The organism is Cupriavidus sp. FW306-01-F10A, assembly GCF_058782785.1.
In genome coordinates this window covers 49,655-66,498 of sequence record NZ_JBYSYA010000012.1, presented here as the reverse complement: position 1 = coordinate 66,498, position 16,844 = coordinate 49,655, and the positions used below count along the sequence as shown (strand labels likewise).

Here is a 16,844-nt window from a genome sequence, read left to right as displayed (position 1 = left end):
TTTCTTTTTGCGCGAGACCCTAGGCATCAGTCTGCTCCGGCTCCACCGCCGGCGGATTTCCACGCGGCAACGCTACCACGAAGCGCGCGCCCGCCTGGCCGCCGGGCCGGTCCGGGCGTTGCGCGGGTTCCACCCAGATGCGCCCGCCATGGGCTTGCACGATTGCCTCGCATACGGCGAGACCCAGGCCGACACCCGCGGTCGCGGATTCGCGCTCACCGCGCGTGAATTTCTCGAAGATCTGCCGTTCCTTGCCCTTGGGCACGCCGGGGCCATCATCCTCTACCGCAATCCTGATCTCGTCGTCGACCGGCGCGGCCGAGAGCCGGATCTCCGTGCCGGCGGGCGTGAATTTGGCGGCATTCTCCAGCAGGTTGCACAGCACGCGCTCGATCAGCACGGCGTCGCATTCGACCAGGGGTACCCGGGACAAGTCGGCGACAACCACGCGGTGGTGCTCGAGCGCATCGCGCATGGCCGCCAGGCTGGCGCCAACGAGCTCCTCCACCGATTGCCACTCCTTGCTGGTCCGGACTTCCCGGCCCTGCAGCCTGGCCATGTCCAGCAGGTTCACCACCATCGTGCGCATGCGCCTGGCCTGCTCCAGCATGGCGGCGGCGGTCTCGGCCAGCGACGGCGTCAGCCCGGGATCGCTGCGCTGCATGGTTTCCGCCATGCCGATCAGGCTGGTCAGCGGGGTGCGCAGGTCATGGGAGACAGCGGCCAGCAATGAGCTGCGCAGGCGCTCTGATTCCATCGACAGCAGGGCCTGCTGCGCCACTTCGACGTAATGCAGGCGCTCGATGGCGATCGCGATCAGCGTGCAGAACACATCGACCTGGCGCCGCAGCGCGGGCTGCGCCAAGGCGTGTGATACCGCGGGCTCGACCGCCAGCACGCCACGGGTCTGCATCGGCGCCTTCAATGGCAGATACAGCACGGTGCTGCCTGGCAATGTGTGCGTGCCGGTGCCTGCGGGCTGGCCGTGATCGAATACCCACTCCGCCAGGACACGGTCGATCGAGTCGGTTCTCGTCCCGGTGTCATGCGGCTCGACATCAGACACGGGCGGCAGCAGGCGGCCTTCCGGGGAAACCAGGAAGAAGGCTGAATTGGCATCGAAGGCAGCGCGCAGGAAACGGCTGGCGATCGAAACAATCTGGTCCGGCATCAGCGCCGCGGAGAGTTCGCGGGCCAGTTCATACAGCGTGCGGGCATCGTTCTCGCGCTGCACCGCCACCTGCGCCTGTTCGCGCAAACCGGCCGTCAGTTGCCCGATGACCAGCCCGACGGATAGCAGCACCAGGAACGTCAGCAGATACTGCACGTCGCTGACGGCGAAGGACAGCCGCGGCGGTATGAAGAAGAAATCGAAGGCGGCAACGGCCAATACCGAAGCCAGCGCCGCAGGTCCGCGGCCATGGCGAAGCGCGACGCCGACCACTGCCGCCAGAAACAGCATGGCAATGTTGACGACGTCGAACCATGGAAACGCGAGGGCCGACAGCGCCGTGGCACCGGTGCACCATACCACTGCCCACAGATAGTCTCGGCGCGTGGCGCCGTCGCCTGGCGCAGGGGCGTCTGGCTCTTCAGTGCCATGGCGCGGGCGAAGATCCACCCGCGTCGTGTCCGCCGCAACGCGGATGATGTCGATCTCCGGACACCCGATCGCCAGCGCATCGGCAAAGCTGCGGCGGCCGAACAGCCACGCCGGCGCGTTCACGAATGGCGTCAAGGCCAGGCCGAGAAGGGCGCGGGCCCGCTCCGCGAGGGAGGCGCCGCCCCGGCGCCAGTCCGCCGGCGCACGGCCGATGACCACTTTGGTCAGGTTGTGGCGGCGCACGTACCCCACGACGGCCTGGACCATGTCGTTGCCCGCCAGGGTCTCGGTGCGTGCGCCCAACTCCTCAGCGAGACGCATGGCAGTCTGCAGGCGCGTCTTGGCGAAATCGGACGGGGGTGCCAGCCTGGGTGTGGCGATGGTCACCACATGCCAGTCGCAATCGAGCTGGCCGGCTAGCCGGCGCGCGCTCCTGACGACCTGTTCGGCATCGTCGCCACTGCCGATGCAAGCCAGCACGGCCTCCCGGGTCCGCCACACGCCTTGCACGGCTTCGGACTGACGCCATGCCCGCACATCGGAGTCCACCCGGTCGGCGGTTCGGCGCAGCGCCAGTTCGCGCAGGGCGATCAGATTGCCCTTTCGGAAAAAATTGCGCGCCGCGTGCCGCGCCTGCTCCGGCAGATAGACCTTGCCTTCCTTGAGCCGGCGCAGCAGTTCGTCGGCCGGCAGGTCCACCAGCACGACCTCGTCGGCGCTGTCGAAGACAACGTCCGGCACGGTTTCCCAGACGCGGATGCCGGTGATGCCGCCCACCGCCTCGTTCAGGCTGTCCAGATGCTGCACATTGACCGTGGTCCAGACGTCGATCCCGGCGGCCTGCAGTTCCTGGATGTCCTGCCACCGCTTGGGATGGCGACTGCCCGGTGCGTTGGAATGGGCCAGTTCGTCAACCAGGACCAGGGCCGGTTGCCGGGCCAGCGCCGCGTCCAGGTCGAACTCCTGCAGGACCCGCTCGCGGTATGGCACGTCCTTCATCGGCAAGCGCTCGATACCGGCGATCAGCGCTTCGGTCTCGGCGCGGCCGTGGGTCTCCACGATGCCGATGACGACATCGGTGCCCTGCGCGGACGCCGCCCGCGCGGCGGTGAGCATGGCGAAGGTCTTGCCGACCCCGGCGGATGCGCCAAAGTAGACCCTGAGCTTGCCGCGCGAAGCGCGAGCGCCTTCTTCCTGCACCATCTGGAGCAGGGCATCGGGGTCGGGGCGCGCGCCGGCTTCGCGCAATTCGAGATCAGGCATCGGTCGGCTCACCCTCTATGCTGGCATTGGCAAACCGGTTCTGCTTCGCATCCGCGTCCCGGCACTGGGCTATTTCCGTGCAATGGCATCCAGGCCAAGGTTCAGCTTCAGGACATTGACTCCCGGACCGCCCAGGACCGACAGTCGCGGCGTTTCGGTATTTGCCGCAATCAGTTGCTTCACCTGTTCGATCGGAATCCCCCTGGCGCGGGCGATGCGCGCCGCCTGGTACTCAGCGGCCGCAGGGCTGATGTGCGGGTCGAGCCCGCTGCCGGAGGCGGTGACCAGGTCCACCGGCACGGGGGCCTGGTTGTCGGGATCCGCGGCGTGCAGGGCGTCGACGCGCGCGCGCGCGGCATCGGTCAGCGCCGGATTGGTGGGGCCCAGGTTGGATCCCGCCGAAGCCGCAGCGTTATACGGCATCGGCGCCGTGGCCGACAGCCGGCCCCAGAAGTACTTCGGGTCGGAGAACGGCTGGCCGATCAGTTCCGAGCCAACTGTCCTGCCATCCTTCTCGATCAGCGAGCCGGCTGCCTGATGCGGGAACACGGCCTTGGAGATTGCCGTGATCGCGCCGGGATAGAGCAGGCCGGTCACCAGCGAAAGGCCAACGAACACCACCAACATCGGCCGCAGCAAGCCACCTTGCACGGGTGCCGGCGACGGCTGCGGGGACTGCACTTGCGTATTCATGGAAACTCCGAATCGTGGCAGAAAATCAGGCCCAGCCAAACAGGGCCAGGATCATGTCGATCAGCTTGATGCCGGCAAACGGCACCAGGATGCCGCCCAGGCCGTAGACCAGCAGGTTGCGGCGCAGCAGCACCGCGGCGCCCAGCGGCCGGTAGACCACGCCCTTGAGCGCAAGCGGGATCAGCACGACGATGATGAGCGCGTTGAAGATCACCGCCGACATGATGGCCGACGCCGGCGTGGCGAGCCCCATCACATTGAGCAGGTTGAGCTGCGGATAGGTGGTGGCAAACGCCGCCGGGATGATCGCGAAGTACTTGGCGATGTCGTTGGCCACGCTGAAGGTCGTCAGCGAGCCGCGCGTCATCAGCATCTGCTTGCCGATCTCGACGATCTCGATCAGCTTGGTCGGGTTGCTGTCCAGGTCCACCATGTTGCCGGCTTCCTTGGCCGCCTGCGTGCCGCTGTTCATCGCCACGGCCACGTCGGCCTGGGCCAGTGCCGGGGCGTCGTTGGTGCCGTCTCCGGTCATCGCGACCAGCCGCCCGTCGGCCTGGTACTGGCGGATCAGCTTGAGCTTGGCTTCCGGCGTGGCTTCGGCCAGGAAGTCGTCAACGCCGGCTTCCGCCGCAATCGACGCCGCCGTCAGCCGGTTGTCGCCGGTGATCATCACGGTCTTGATGCCCATCTTGCGCAGTTCGCCGAAGCGCTCGCGAATGCCGGTCTTGACGATGTCTTTCAGCTCGATCACGCCAAGCACGCGCACCGAATCACCGTTGGCGTCGGCTACCACCAGCGGCGTGCTGCCGGCGCGGGCGACCTCATCGACGGCTTGCAGGACCGCATCGGGGAACTTGCCGGCGCGTTCCGTGACGTAGCGGCGCACGGCATCGGCCGCACCCTTGCGCACGTGACGCTCGCCGCCGCCATCGCTCAGGTCAACCCCGCTCATGCGGGTCTGGGCGCTGAACGGCACGAATTCCGGCTTCAGGCTTGCCATCACCGGTGCCGCCAGCCCCGGCAGCTGGCGTGCCAGCGTGATGATGCTGCGGCCTTCCGGGGTCTCGTCGGCCAGCGACGACAGCCACGCCGCTTCCGCGAGCTGCAGCGGCGACACGCCCGGGGCCGGGATGAAGCGCGATGCCTGGCGGTTGCCATGGGTAATGGTGCCGGTCTTGTCGAGCAGCAGCACGTCCACGTCACCAGCGGCTTCGACCGCACGGCCCGAGGTGGCGATCACGTTGGCTTCCATCATCCGGCTCATGCCCGCCACGCCAATGGCTGACAGCAGCCCGCCGATGGTGGTGGGAATCAGGCAGACCAGCAGGGCCACCAGTACCGTGATCGTCACCGGCACGCCTGCCTTTGCCACCAGCACGCTGTAGAGCGAGAACGGCTGCAGCGTGGCAGTGGCCAGCAGCAGCACGATGGTCAGCCCGACCAGCAGGATCGTCAGGGCCAGTTCGTTCGGTGTCTTTTGCCGGTTGGCGCCTTCAACCATCGTGATCATGCGGTCGATGAAGCTCTCGCCCGGGTTGGTCGTGATACGCGCCACGATCCAGTCGGACAGCACGCGCGTACCGCCGGTCACCGACGAGAAGTCACCGCCCGACTCGCGGATCACGGGCGCCGATTCGCCGGTGATGGCGCTTTCGTCGACCGAGGCCACGCCGTCGATCACTTCGCCGTCGCCGGGGATCATCTCGCCGGCCTGCACCAGCACCACGTCACCGCGGCGCAGTGCCGTCGCGGGGCGCGCTTCGGTGGCACCGCCACGCTTGCCGTCTTTCAGCACACGTGCGGTGACCGTGGTCTTCAGGCCGCGCAGCGCCTCCGCCTGCTGCTTGCTCCGGCCTTCGGCAAGTGCCTCGGCAAAGTTCGCGAACAGCACCGTGAACCACAGCCACACCGACACCGCCAGGATGAAGCCCGCGGATTCCCCACCGGGGGCTGCCGCCGGCGCGGCCATGGCCTTCAGGAAAAGGATCGTCGTCAGGATGCTGCCCACGTAGACCACGAACATCACCGGGTTGCGCAGCTGGTCGCGCGGCGACAACTTCCTGAAGGCCGCGACCAGCGCGGGCTTCACCAGCTCCGGCGCGAACATGCTGCGCGCCGGCGGGCGATGATGGTGGGAACCGTGTTGCCGGGCGGGAACCGGCGCGCTCTTTGCCTGAATCGTGTTGGAGGAAGACGCTTCAGCCGTGTTGGCGCCGCGCTTGGCCACCGGGGCCATCGAATCTTGTTGCATGGTTTCTCCGCAATCCGCTAGAGCCATCCGGCACCTGCATCGGTGAGGCAGTGCAGGGTCCGGACGTGTAGGAATGCTCGATATTTCGTCGTCAGTCGTCGCTTTACTTCGCCGCGCTTGCCGTCACCGTGCCCTGGAGTTGCTCGGCGACCGGCCCCAGCGCCAGCGCCGGGACATAGGTCAGCGCACCGACCAGCAGCACGGTGCCCACCAGCAGGACGACGAACAGCGGGCCGTGCGTTGGCATCGTGCCGCCGCTTACCGGCACGCGCTTCTTGGCTGCCAGCGAGCCCGCCAGCGCAAGCACCGGGATGATGATCCAGAACCGGCCGAACCACATGGCCGCCGCCAGCAGCGTGTTGTAGAACGGCGTGTTGGCGGACAAGCCCGCAAAGGCGCTGCCATTGTTGTTGGCCGCCGACGAGAGCGCGTACAGGATCTCCGAGAAGCCGTGCGTGCCGGGATTGAACACACCGGCGCGTCCGGCCTCGGTCATCACCGCCACCGACGTGCCGAGCAGCACCAGCAGGGGCGTGACCAGGATCGCCACGGCCGTCATCTTCATCTCGTAGACTTCGATCTTCTTGCCGAGGTACTCCGGCGTGCGCCCGATCATCAGTCCGGCGATGAATACCGCGAGCACGGCGTAGACCAGCATGCCGTACAGCCCCGAGCCGACGCCGCCGAACACGACTTCGCCCAGCTGCATCAGCAGCATCGGCACCAGGCCACCGATGGCGGTGAAGGAGTCATGCATGGCATTGACCGCGCCGCACGACGCCGCGGTCGTGATGGTGGCGAACAGCGCCGAAGCGGCGATGCCGAAGCGCGTTTCCTTGCCTTCCATATTGCCACCGGCCTGCAGCAGCGACGCGGCGTGATCCACCGGCAATCCGGCCAGCGCCGGATTGGCCATCTGCTCGGACATCGCCGCCACGCAGGCCATCGCGACAAAGATGACCATCATGGAAGCCAGCACCGCCACACCCTGTCGCCTGTCTCCCACCATTTCGCCAAAGGTGAAGCACAGCGCCGCCGGGATCAGGAAGATCGCCAGCATCTCGAGAAGGTTGGCCAGGCCATTCGGGTTCTCGAACGGATGCGCCGAGTTGGCATTGAAGAAGCCGCCGCCGTTGGTGCCCAGCATCTTGATGGCCTCTTGCGAGGCAACCGGGCCCATCGCCAGCGTTTGCCTGTCGGTCTTCAGGTCTTCCGTCACCGGCTTGCCTTGTGCATCGAGCACCGGTTGCCCGGCCGCATCGAGCTTTGGCTGGCTGTACTCCACCGGCGTGACCAGGCTGGCTTCCTTGTAGGCATCGAAGTTCTGGATCACGCCCTGGCTGACCAGCGCAAGTGCAATCACGGTCGCGATCGGCGCCAGCACGTACAACGTGACCCGCGTCATGTCGACCCAGAAATTGCCGATGGTGGCGGCGCTCTGGCGCGCGAATCCGCGCATCAGCGCGAACACCACGGCGATGCCGGTCGCCGCGGACAGGAAGTTCTGCACGGTGAGCGCGAGCATCTGCGTCAGATAGCCCATGGTCGACTCGCCGCCATAGCCTTGCCAGTTGGTGTTGGCGACAAAGCTGATCGCCGTGTTGAAGGCCGAGTCCGGCGAAACCGCGCCAAAGCCCTGCGGATTGAGCGGCAGCATGCCCTGCAGGCGCTGCAGCGCATAGACTGCCACCACGCCAAGCAGGTTGAACGCCAGCACCGCGACGGCGTATTGCTTCCACCCCATCCCGGCATCGGCACGCACGCCACCCAGGCGATACAGCAGCCGTTCCAGCGGCCGGCCCCAGACGGTCAGCGAATAGTTGCCATCTTCCACGGCACGCCGGATATAGCGTCCGAGGAAAGGGGCGCACGCCAGCAGGATGGCGAGATAGAGGACCAGCAGGCCCACGAATTGGGAGGACATCAGAATTTCTCCGGCCGGAACAACGCAATGAGGAGGTAAACAAAAATGGCAACGGCCAGCACGCCGCTCAACAGATCCGTCCAGCTCATCACAGCCTCCTGTCCGACGCGCTGTTCTTTGCCGGCATCCGGTCATGCGCGCCGCCGTGCCCGCTGCCTGCCGGAGATTTCGGCGCAAGCACGGCGCAAAGCCCCAGCAGGGCCGCGCTCAGCACGGCGAAGCCAATCAATACGATCAAATAGATCCCGTCCATAACAAAGCACCCTTGAATGGTTTCGGCTTGCAGATTAGCGACGGGGTCGTAAAAACAGGGTAGAAAGGTGGCCGGTGCGTATAAAGAACGCATAAAGATCCGGGGCGATCAGCATGCGCGCGCGAGCCAAGGTGCACTTTTTGGGCCGCTGGCGATCGCGATGCGTGGTGCGATGCGTGGTGGCAAGGCCGCTGCTGTTGGCGCAGGTGCGGCGCCGCGCGGCGCTTCTTTATCTGATCGTTACGCGACGGCGCCATATGGGCAGGGAAGGGGCAGTGCCTACCACTCCGTCGCCAGGCTGCGGGAGCAGGAACGCAAGTTGGGCGAAGCCGCACTGGCACGTGCCACCCAAGTCCTTGATGAGTTGCCCCGGTCCCGAGCCAATGGAGAAGAAGTAGCTAATTCAACTGCGGCGGAGGCATCGCGTCAGGAGTGTTCACAAGTGCGTCCCCTTGCTCGTCGCCGCGGTGCGAATCCTGGCCCGTTGCTACGCTCGGGTTCACTCTGCCCTGGCCATCCTGCCCCCATTCTTGCTTGAGGGTGTCGGCACCGGATCCACGGCCGCGACAAGTAATGTGTCAATCAAGGGGCAAGAAGCCTCATTCCCATTGGCGTGGCATTGCCCGATGAGATTCTTCAGTTCCGCTCGCAATCGGCGCAAGTCCTTCAATCTTTCCTCCACAAGACTGAGCTTTTGCTCGGCCAGTGTGCGGGCGGTGCTGCACGTGCTGCCATCGTTCTGTCGCAGCAGTACCCGGACTTCATCCAGGGTGAACCCGAGCGACTGGGCCCGGCGAATGAAATGAAGCCGTTGCAAGCTCTGCTGCGAATACTGTCGAATGGCGCCATAGGCACGCTCTGGCACCGGCAGCAGGCCGCACCGATGGTAGTAGCGTACCGTTTCCACGCCAACACCAGCCGCCTTGGCCAGCTTCCCGATTGTCAGTGTGTGGTCCATCGCTTGACTCCGTACCTTGGTACGGGCCTAGGCTACGCCTAGACCGCACATAGGGGAAGGGCGGATTGCATTTCGATGGGCAACGCCAGGAACCAGGCCGCCAGGCATGGGGACCGTCTACTGCCCATCGGCCGTGAGGCAAAGCGAAATGATGAGCGCCGTCAAGCTGCAGTCAATCATCACCTGCCCCAGGTGCGCGCATGCAAAAGAAGAAACCATGCCCATTGATGCCTGCCAGTGGTGCTATGAGTGCGAGCACTGCCGCGCGGTGCTAAGGCCCAAGGCCGGTGATTGCTGCGTTTTCTGCTCGTATGGGACCGAAAGGTGCCCGCCCATGCAGCAGCAGTCTTGCTCGTGTGTTCGTTGACGCAGGTACAGCGATGCACGACGCACCCTCGATGCGGTTCCTCCCGGATGATCCCGGCTCTTACCCAGCCATGCTTGTCCGCGGGAACGTGTTCTTGCTCGACAGTACGCGACGCCCGCTGTATGTCGCGGGAAATCTAGAGAGGGGTCATTATGCAATCGCGGATCATTCGCGTTCTGCCTGCAGAAAATGGTTGGGCATTGGAGTTCGGCGGCCTCAATATAAGGGCCCAGAGATTTCCGACCATGGAAGCGGCAATCGCTGCGGGTTGGGAGGTGGCCAGGCGAGAGAACGCCGAATTGCACATACATCGTCACGACGGGGATGTGCACTTGCGCAACGCGTGTGGCGACAAGCAGCAGGAGCCGCAACGGTGATGCCCTCAGAAATGTGATTCAAAGGGCATTATTGTAGGGATATCTACAGCATTGAAAGACGCGTTATGGGCCCCTAACATGCGCTCATGACCGCGTTAATCGACCCCTGGGCTTTGCTGATCGTCACGCTACCAACCTCCGGCGCCACCGCCCGGATGCGGATCTGGCGCGCGATCAAGACTATTGGTTGCGCCGCACTGCGTGACGGCGCCTATCTCTTGCCTGCAGGCGATGAGCAAATCGCCCAGTTGCGCGAGTTGGCCGACGACACCCGGCAAGAAGGCGGCCAGGCCTGGCTCTTGAGTGTCCGCGCCGACAAGCCAGGGGAAGAGACCGCTTTCCAGGCGTTGTTCGACCGCAGCGCTGACTATGCGGAACTGCAGGCTGCCCTGTCAGATGCACGCAAGTCGCTGACCGATCAAAGCAGCGCCGAACTCAATCGTCTGCTGCGTCGTCACGGGCGTGCCTACGAAGCGATCCGCACGATCGACTTCTTCCCCAATGAGGCGTCGACCCGCGCCGAAGCCCAATGGAATGACTTCAGCCGCGCCATCGAGACCATCCAGTCTCCGGGCGAACCACAGGCGCTCTCGCGAGCAATCGCTCGTCGGGATCCTGCCCAGTATCAAGGGCGGATTTGGGCCACCCGCCGCCACCTGTGGGTGGACCGCGTGGCAAGCGCCTGGCTGATCCAGCGCTTCATCGATCCCCACGCCCGGTTCCTGTGGCTGGAAAGCGCCTCCGCTTGCCCGGACGATGCGCTGGGCTTCGACTTCGACGGCGCGACCTTCACGCATGTGGGCGAGCGCGTTTCATTTGAAGTGCTGCTGTCGAGCTTCGGCCTCGAATCCGACCGCGGACTCAGCCGGCTCGGCGCCATGGTCCATGCGCTGGACATTGGCGGCATTTCGGTGCCGGAAGCCAGCGGCTTTGAAGCCATGCTGGCCGGCGCACGAGCACGCCTGAAGGATGATGACGCCCTGCTGGCGGAAATCGGCCGGGTGCTGGATTCGCTTTACGCACACTTCTCCACCAACAAGAAACCCTGACTCTGCCAGGATCCCATTATGAGTCGCATGCAACAAGCCGGCATCGCGCCGCCAGGAATCTCTGAACGGCCTGTCTACACCCTCTGGCAGCTCGTGCTCTATTTCCTCCGCCTTGGCACCTTTGGCTTTGGCGGGCCGGTCGCGTTGGCCGGCTACATGCACCGCGACCTCGTGGAGCGGCGGAACTGGATCAGCGACGGGGACTACAAGGAAGGCATCGCGCTGGCACAACTGGCGCCCGGGCCGTTGGCAGCGCAACTGGCGATCTACCTCGGCTACGTCCACTATCGGGTCCTCGGTGCCACGCTGATCGGGCTGGCCTTCGTGCTGCCGTCGTTCCTGATGGTGCTGGCGCTAGGCTGGGCCTATGTCCGCTTTGGCGGGCTGACCTGGATGCAATCGGTGTTCTATGGCGTGGGCGCCGCCGTCATCGGCATCATCGCCATCAGCGCCTATAAGCTGACCATAAAGAGTGTGGGAAAGGACAGACTGCTCTGGGCAATCTACCTGGTGCTGGCTACGGTGACCATCGTCACGGAGTCCGAAATCGCCTGGCTGTTCCTGGCAGCCGGCGTGCTTGCCTGGTTCTGGCGCGCTCCGCCCAGGTGGCTGCGCCAGAGCGGCGCCAATGCGCTCGTGGCCACGCAGGTGCCGGCCGCAAGCGGCCTGCTGAGCATGCTGGACTGGCCCCTGCTGACCCAGATCGGTGTGTTCTTTGCCAAGGCAGGCGCCTTCGTCTTCGGCTCGGGTCTCGCCATCGTGCCCTTCCTCTACGGCGGTGTGGTGACGGAACACCACTGGCTCAACGAAAAGCAGTTCGTCGATGCGGTAGCCGTGGCCATGATCACGCCGGGCCCGGTGGTCATCACGGTCGGCTTCATCGGTTACCTGGTGGCCGGGCTGCCCGGCGCCTGCGTGGCGGCACTGGCAACGTTCCTGCCTTGCTATTTGTTTACCGTGCTGCCTGCCCCTTACTTCAAGAAGTACGGAAAGCTGCCGGGCATCCTCGCCTTTGTCGATGGCGTCACGGCGGCGGCGATTGGCGCCATCACCGGTGCAGTGTTCGTGCTGGCCAAGCGCTCGATTGTCGACGTGCCGACCATACTGCTGGCGCTGGGCACGATCGCGTTGCTGCTGAAATTCAAGAAGCTGCCTGAGCCGGTCATCATCACCGGCGCCGCGCTGATCGGCCTTGCCGTTTATCCGGTGCTGCACCACTGAGCCAAACGAACCGGGGGCATGTCAGGCTCGCCATGGCTGTGCATAACGACCACCCCTCGGCCGCCAGCAGTAGCTGGCTCGAACGCATCGCGCTGCCATCCGGTGTTCACCCCGACGCCTTGCCGCTGCTTGCCGGCCGCGCGCTGCGTGGCATCTGTGATGGCTATATTGCCGTGCTGCTGCCGTCCTACCTGCTGGCGCTTGGTTTCGATTCGATGGCAGTCGGGCTCATCAGCAGCGCGACACTGATCGGCTCGGCCCTCGCCACCATCCTGGTCGGGATCGTCGGGCACCGCTACCCGCAACGCCGCTTGCTGATGCTGGCGGCCGCCCTGATGTTTGCGACCGGCCTCGGCTTTGCAGGTTTCTCCACGCTGTGGCCGCTTCTGGTGATCGCCTTCATCGGCACGCTTAACCCTGGCTCTGGCGATGTCAGTGTCTTCCTGCCGCTGGAACACGCGCGGCTGGCGGAATCGGCATCGCCTGACGCCCGGACGGCGCTGTTCGCACGCTACGGCCTGATCGGCGCATTCTCATCCGCTTTGGGGGCGCTGGCAGCGGCGCTACCGGCATGGCTGGTCGAGCAATCCCGGCTGTCCTCGCTCGATGCGATGCGCCTGATGTTCGGTTTCTACGGGATCATAGGGCTGCTGCTGTGGCGTCTCTATGCGCGCGTACCTGCCACGCAGCCACATGGAGCGGCACCCACGCCGACAACCCCATTGGGCCCGTCCCGTCCGATCGTATTGCGCCTGGCCATGCTGTTCAGCGTGGACGCGTTCGCGGGCGGGCTCGTGGTCAATTCGCTACTGTCACTGTGGTTGATGCAGCGTTTCGGTCTGAGTCCTGCCGCGACCGGCCAGTTCTTCTTCCTGGCAGGAATGCTGACGACGCTCTCGCAGCTCGCGGCGGTGCCACTGGCGCGAAAGATCGGCCTGCTCAACACGATGGTGTTTACGCATATTCCGTCCAGCCTGTGCCTGATTGCGGCCGCCTTCGCGCCCACGCTGGCCCTGAGCCTGGCCTTGCTGCTGGCTCGCAGCGCGCTGTCGCAAATGGATGTGCCGACCCGGACGGCTTATGTCATGGCCGTTGTCACCCCGCCGGAACGGGCCGCGGCGGCAAGCCTGACCGCGGTGCCACGCAGCCTCGCCGCGGCACTCAGTCCTGCGCTCGCCGCCGCGTTGATGGCCTACGGCTATGCCAGCACGCCGCTGGTGGCCTGCGGGCTGCTGAAGATCGCCTACGACCTCGCGATGCTGCGGGCGTTCCGTCGGGTCAAGCCACTCCACTGACCCATCGCAGCCCTTCGTGAGCCGGCACGTCCTAGTATTACTTCGCCACAAAGCGTGCCGTCACGGTCTTGCCGTCGGCAAACTTGATCGTCGCGACCAGCTTGGAGCCGGCTTTGAGCTGCAGCTTGTCGGACGCTACCAGCGCATTGTCCGTCCCCGGGTTCAGCGCCGTTTCCGTCATCTGGGCGCCGGTCAGCACCGTCAGCTTGCCGCTGGCACCAGCCACCGGCAGCTTCTTGTCATGGTCGTCGACATAAATGGTGACGGCGCCATCCTTGTTGACCAACTCGAACTGCAGGTCGCTGGCGGTCTGCACGATGCCGCCGTATTGCGCGGGCCTGGCGCCGTGGGCCATGGCCAGACCGGAAAGGCCGGACAGTGCGAGGCTGCCGGCAAACAACATGGCTGAGATCTGTTTCTTCATCGAATCCTCCGTTGGTGCAGCGACTTGCGGGCGTCGCTGCCAAAGCCCGTAATCAGTACGCGTCGCCCGGCTGTTGCGACAGGATCCGCTCCAGCGGGCGGCGCCCGAACAACCAGAACGCCAAGGGAGTCAGCACGGAATCCAGGATGGTCGAGCTGACCAGCCCGCCGAAGATCACCACCGCCACCGGATGCAGGATTTCCTTGCCGGGCGCGTCGGCCGACACCAGCAATGGCACCAGCGCGAACGCCGCAACCAGCGCGGTCATCAGTACCGGCGTCAGTCGCTCCAGCGACCCGCGCACGATCATCGGGATACCAAAGGTTTCCCCTTCAAAGCGGCACAGGTTGATGTAGTGGCTGACCTTCAGAATGCCATTGCGCGTGGCGATGCCCGTCAGCGTGATGAAGCCGACCATCGACGCCACCGACAGCGTCAGGCCGCCGAGCCACATGGCGATCACGCTGCCGATCAACGCCAGCGGGATGTTCGCCATGATGATCAGCGTGAGTGTCGCGGAGCGGTAGCGCGAGTAAAGCACCAGGTAGATCAGCGCCAGCGATACTAGCGCCAGCAACACGATCAACTGCGTCGCCTGCTCCTGCGCCTGGAACTGACCCTCGATGCTGACGAAATAGCCACCGGGCAACCCGGCGCGCGCGGCCGCGCTGCGCACATCGCCGATGATCTTTGACATATCCGAGCCGTCGGTATTGGCATAGACCAGAATGCGCCGGCGGCCGTTCTCGCGCCCGATCTGGTTCGGGCCGTCGCCATCCTCGACGTTGGCGATTGCCGACAACGGCACTGCGCCACGCGGCGAATCCAGCATGACGCGGGACAGGTCCTGCGGCGTACGGCCGGCATCGGGCAACCGCACCACCAGGTCGTAGCGGCGCACGCCCTCGATCACCTGCGTGACGCGCGTGCCATCCGACAAGGTTTGCAAGGCCTTCAGCGCCTCGCCTGCCGGGATGCCGTATTGCGCGGCCTTGCGGTAATCGAGCCGCACATTGACTTGCGGTATCAATACCTGGCGCTCGACCGTGATATCGACGAGTCCTGGTATGGCAGCAAGCCGCCCGCGCACGCTCTCCGCCAGGCCGCGCAGCGTATCGAGATCGTCGCCATAGATCTTCAGCGCGATCTGTGCCCGCACGCCGGAAAGCAAGTGATCCAGCCGGTGGGAAATCGGCTGGCCGATCGCCACCGACGCAGGGAGACTGGCAAGCTGGACGCGGATGGCGGCCATCACTTGCTCCCGGCTGCGGTCGGAGCGTTTCAGGTCGATATCGATTTCGGACGAATGCACGCCTTCGGCATGTTCGTCCAGTTCGGCACGGCCGGTGCGCCGCCCGACCTGCGTCACCTCCGGTACCTGCCGGATCAGGGTCTCCGCCAGGGCACCCATGCGGTTGGCTTCGGCCAGCGATGTGCCAGGATTGAACATCAGCGACATCACCAGCGAGCCTTCGTTGAAGGCTGGCAGGAAGGCCCGCGGCATGAAAGGCACGGTGGCGGCCGCCAGCGCGACGGTGACGGCGGCGACGGCAAGCACGGTCTTGGCGCGGGGGAACGACCAGTCCAGGATCCTGGTATCGACCCGCTTGAGCCATGCCACCAGCGGGCTGTCCGGATGCTCCAGCCGCTTCATCCGCGGCAACAGGTAGTACGACAGCACCGGCGTCACCGTCATCGACACCAGCATCGATGCCAGGACCGACACGATATAGGCGATGCCCAGCGGCGCGAACAGGCGCCCTTCGATGCCCGGCAGCGCGAACAGCGGCACGAACACCAGCACCACCACCAGGGTGGCATAGACGATGCCGGAGCGGACTTCGACCGAGGCGCGCCAGATGGTCTCCAGCACGGACGGCGGGTCCTCCAGGCTTGCGCGCTGCCTGAGCCGGCGCTGGATGTTCTCCACGTCGACTACCGCGTCGTCGACGAGCTCGCCGATGGCAATGGCTAGCCCCCCAAGCGTCATCACGTTGATCGACTGGCCCAGCAGGTGGAAGGCCAGCGCGGTGACGGCCAGCGACAGCGGAATCGCCACCAGCGAGATCGCGGTGGTGCGCGCGCTCAGCAGGAAGGCGAACAGGATCACGGCCACCATGATGGCGCCGTCACGCAGCGCCTCGACCACGTTGCCGATCGAGGCCTCGATAAAGTCCGCCTGCCGGAACAGCACCTGCGGCGCGGACAGGCCCGGCGGCAGTCCCTGCTTCAGTTCGCCGAGCGCTGCTTCCAGGTTCCGCGTCAGGCGCACCGTGTCGGCCGCGGGCTGCTTCTGCACGCTGACTATCACTGCCGGCTTGCCGTTGAATCCGGCATCGCCGCGCTTGAGCGCGGCGGCATAGCGCACACCGGCCACCTGCTCGAGCAGCACCGGCGCGCCTTCCTTGTAGGCAACCGCCAGTCCCTTCAGGTCGTCGAGCCGGTTGGTGCGGCCGAGGTTGCGGATCAGGTATTCGCGGCCGTTCAGGTCGATGAAGCCGCCGCTGGTATTGGCGGCGAAGTCGCGCAACGCGCTTTCCACCTGTGGCAGCGCCACGCCGAACTGCGCCATCCTGGCGGTGTCCGGTTCGACCCGGAGCTGGCGCACCTCGCCGCCGATCGGGATGACCTGCGACACGCCAGCCACCGACAGCAGGCGCGGCCGCAGCACGAAGTCGGCATACTCGCGCGCCTGCATCGGACTGGCCCGGGCCGGGTCGATCGGTAACGCAATCAGCATGATCTCGCCCATGATCGACGAGACCGGCCCGAGGATGGGCGTCAGCCCGCCGGGCAACTGTTCCTTCACCAGCGCCAGCCGTTCCGACACGAGCTGGCGGTTGCGATAGATATCGCTGCCCCAGTCGAACTCGGCATACACGATGGACAAGCCGACGCCCGACACCGAGCGGACCCGCGTGACGCCTGGCATGCCATTGAGCGCGGTCTCGAGCGGGAACGACACCAGCAGCTCCACTTCCTGCGGCGCCATGCCGCCGGCTTCGGTGATCACGGTCACCAGCGGTTTGTTCAGGTCCGGGAAAACATCCACCGGTGTGCGCCATGCGGTCACGCCGCCGTACACCATCAGGATTAGAGCGATGGCCAGTACCATCAGCCGGTTGCCGAGGCTCGCGCGAACGATCCAGTTGAACATGCGCGCCCC

General features: G+C 65.4%; 14 protein-coding genes. 5 read left to right on the top strand and 9 right to left on the bottom strand.

Annotation, left to right across the window (positions count from 1 at the left end; genetic code table 11):
• Positions 1 to 19: 19 nt before the first annotated feature.
• From AC3WLF_RS18350 to AC3WLF_RS18320, 7 genes are all read right to left on the bottom strand, one after another.
• Positions 20 to 2,866, bottom strand: a complete 2,847-nt coding sequence (locus AC3WLF_RS18350) for a DUF4118 domain-containing protein (protein ID WP_492358587.1) — start codon at positions 2,864 to 2,866, stop codon at positions 20 to 22.
• Positions 2,867 to 2,935: 69 nt separating this feature from the next.
• Positions 2,936 to 3,559, bottom strand: coding sequence for a potassium-transporting ATPase subunit KdpC (gene kdpC / locus AC3WLF_RS18345; protein ID WP_492319181.1), 624 nt, complete (start codon positions 3,557 to 3,559; stop codon positions 2,936 to 2,938).
• Positions 3,560 to 3,584: 25 nt separating this feature from the next.
• A complete protein-coding gene (kdpB, locus tag AC3WLF_RS18340; protein ID WP_492358629.1) occupies positions 3,585 to 5,666 on the bottom strand; it encodes a potassium-transporting ATPase subunit KdpB in 2,082 nt (693 codons plus the stop codon).
• A 247-nt stretch (positions 5,667 to 5,913) separates the two neighbouring features.
• The gene (kdpA, locus tag AC3WLF_RS18335; protein ID WP_492319183.1) at positions 5,914 to 7,734 is read right to left on the bottom strand and encodes a potassium-transporting ATPase subunit KdpA; all 1,821 of its coding nucleotides are present in this window, start codon (positions 7,732 to 7,734) and stop codon (positions 5,914 to 5,916) included.
• On the bottom strand, positions 7,734 to 7,823 hold the full coding sequence (gene kdpF, locus AC3WLF_RS18330; RefSeq protein WP_035878527.1) for a K(+)-transporting ATPase subunit F: 90 nt from the start codon (positions 7,821 to 7,823) through the stop codon (positions 7,734 to 7,736). Before kdpF ends, kdpA begins: the two co-directional genes overlap by 1 nt.
• Positions 7,823 to 8,080: a hypothetical protein gene (locus AC3WLF_RS18325; protein ID WP_492319184.1), complete on the bottom strand. Its 258-nt coding sequence runs from the start codon at positions 8,078 to 8,080 to the stop codon at positions 7,823 to 7,825. Before AC3WLF_RS18325 ends, kdpF begins: the two co-directional genes overlap by 1 nt.
• A gap of 406 nt (positions 8,081 to 8,486) precedes the next feature.
• On the bottom strand, positions 8,487 to 8,945 hold the full coding sequence (locus tag AC3WLF_RS18320) for a MerR family transcriptional regulator (protein ID WP_492319185.1): 459 nt from the start codon (positions 8,943 to 8,945) through the stop codon (positions 8,487 to 8,489).
• A gap of 151 nt (positions 8,946 to 9,096) precedes the next feature.
• Between AC3WLF_RS18320 and AC3WLF_RS18315 the strand changes: the two genes are divergently transcribed.
• The 5 genes from AC3WLF_RS18315 to AC3WLF_RS18295 all read left to right on the top strand — a co-directional run bounded on the left by AC3WLF_RS18315 (position 9,097) and on the right by AC3WLF_RS18295 (position 13,254).
• Positions 9,097 to 9,312 carry a GDCCVxC domain-containing (seleno)protein gene (locus AC3WLF_RS18315; protein WP_492319271.1) on the top strand — a complete coding sequence of 72 codons (216 nt, stop codon included), beginning with the start codon at positions 9,097 to 9,099 and terminating at the stop codon, positions 9,310 to 9,312.
• A 152-nt stretch (positions 9,313 to 9,464) separates the two neighbouring features.
• On the top strand, positions 9,465 to 9,689 hold the full coding sequence (locus tag AC3WLF_RS18310) for a DUF2188 domain-containing protein (protein WP_492319186.1): 225 nt from the start codon (positions 9,465 to 9,467) through the stop codon (positions 9,687 to 9,689).
• 86 nt (positions 9,690 to 9,775) lie between these two features.
• Positions 9,776 to 10,738 (top strand): chromate resistance protein ChrB domain-containing protein, encoded by a 963-nt coding sequence (locus AC3WLF_RS18305; RefSeq protein WP_492319187.1) that lies wholly within the window; start codon positions 9,776 to 9,778, stop codon positions 10,736 to 10,738.
• A gap of 27 nt (positions 10,739 to 10,765) precedes the next feature.
• Positions 10,766 to 11,959, top strand: coding sequence for a chromate transporter (locus AC3WLF_RS18300; RefSeq protein ID WP_492319272.1), 1,194 nt, complete (start codon positions 10,766 to 10,768; stop codon positions 11,957 to 11,959).
• A gap of 32 nt (positions 11,960 to 11,991) precedes the next feature.
• Positions 11,992 to 13,254: an MFS transporter gene (locus tag AC3WLF_RS18295; protein WP_492319188.1), complete on the top strand. Its 1,263-nt coding sequence runs from the start codon at positions 11,992 to 11,994 to the stop codon at positions 13,252 to 13,254.
• Positions 13,255 to 13,291: 37 nt separating this feature from the next.
• Here the strand turns inward: AC3WLF_RS18295 and AC3WLF_RS18290 are convergent, their stop codons facing one another.
• Complete coding sequence (locus tag AC3WLF_RS18290; protein WP_492358586.1) at positions 13,292 to 13,678, bottom strand: hypothetical protein; 387 nt, start codon at positions 13,676 to 13,678, stop codon at positions 13,292 to 13,294.
• Positions 13,679 to 13,730: 52 nt separating this feature from the next.
• On the bottom strand, positions 13,731 to 16,835 hold the full coding sequence (locus AC3WLF_RS18285; protein ID WP_492358585.1) for an efflux RND transporter permease subunit: 3,105 nt from the start codon (positions 16,833 to 16,835) through the stop codon (positions 13,731 to 13,733).
• Positions 16,836 to 16,844 lie beyond the last annotated feature (9 nt).

Excerpts from the sequence above, each read along its gene's own strand:
- AC3WLF_RS18350 (WP_492358587.1), bottom strand. The coding sequence starts at position 2,866 with ATGCCTGATCTCGAATTGCGCGAAGCCGGCGCGCGCCCCGACCCCGAT.
- kdpC (WP_492319181.1), bottom strand. The coding sequence starts at position 3,559 with ATGAATACGCAAGTGCAGTCCCCGCAGCCGTCGCCGGCACCCGTGCAA.
- kdpB (WP_492358629.1), bottom strand. The coding sequence starts at position 5,666 with ATGTTCGCGCCGGAGCTGGTGAAGCCCGCGCTGGTCGCGGCCTTCAGG.
- kdpA (WP_492319183.1), bottom strand. The coding sequence starts at position 7,734 with ATGTCCTCCCAATTCGTGGGCCTGCTGGTCCTCTATCTCGCCATCCTG.
- kdpF (WP_035878527.1), bottom strand. The coding sequence starts at position 7,823 with ATGAGCTGGACGGATCTGTTGAGCGGCGTGCTGGCCGTTGCCATTTTT.
- AC3WLF_RS18325 (WP_492319184.1), bottom strand. The coding sequence starts at position 8,080 with ATGCGTTCTTTATACGCACCGGCCACCTTTCTACCCTGTTTTTACGAC.
- AC3WLF_RS18320 (WP_492319185.1), bottom strand. The coding sequence starts at position 8,945 with ATGGACCACACACTGACAATCGGGAAGCTGGCCAAGGCGGCTGGTGTT.
- AC3WLF_RS18315 (WP_492319271.1), top strand. The coding sequence starts at position 9,097 with ATGAGCGCCGTCAAGCTGCAGTCAATCATCACCTGCCCCAGGTGCGCG.
- AC3WLF_RS18310 (WP_492319186.1), top strand. The coding sequence starts at position 9,465 with ATGCAATCGCGGATCATTCGCGTTCTGCCTGCAGAAAATGGTTGGGCA.
- AC3WLF_RS18305 (WP_492319187.1), top strand. The coding sequence starts at position 9,776 with ATGACCGCGTTAATCGACCCCTGGGCTTTGCTGATCGTCACGCTACCA.
- AC3WLF_RS18300 (WP_492319272.1), top strand. The coding sequence starts at position 10,766 with ATGCAACAAGCCGGCATCGCGCCGCCAGGAATCTCTGAACGGCCTGTC.
- AC3WLF_RS18295 (WP_492319188.1), top strand. The coding sequence starts at position 11,992 with ATGGCTGTGCATAACGACCACCCCTCGGCCGCCAGCAGTAGCTGGCTC.
- AC3WLF_RS18290 (WP_492358586.1), bottom strand. The coding sequence starts at position 13,678 with ATGAAGAAACAGATCTCAGCCATGTTGTTTGCCGGCAGCCTCGCACTG.
- AC3WLF_RS18285 (WP_492358585.1), bottom strand. The coding sequence starts at position 16,835 with ATGTTCAACTGGATCGTTCGCGCGAGCCTCGGCAACCGGCTGATGGTA.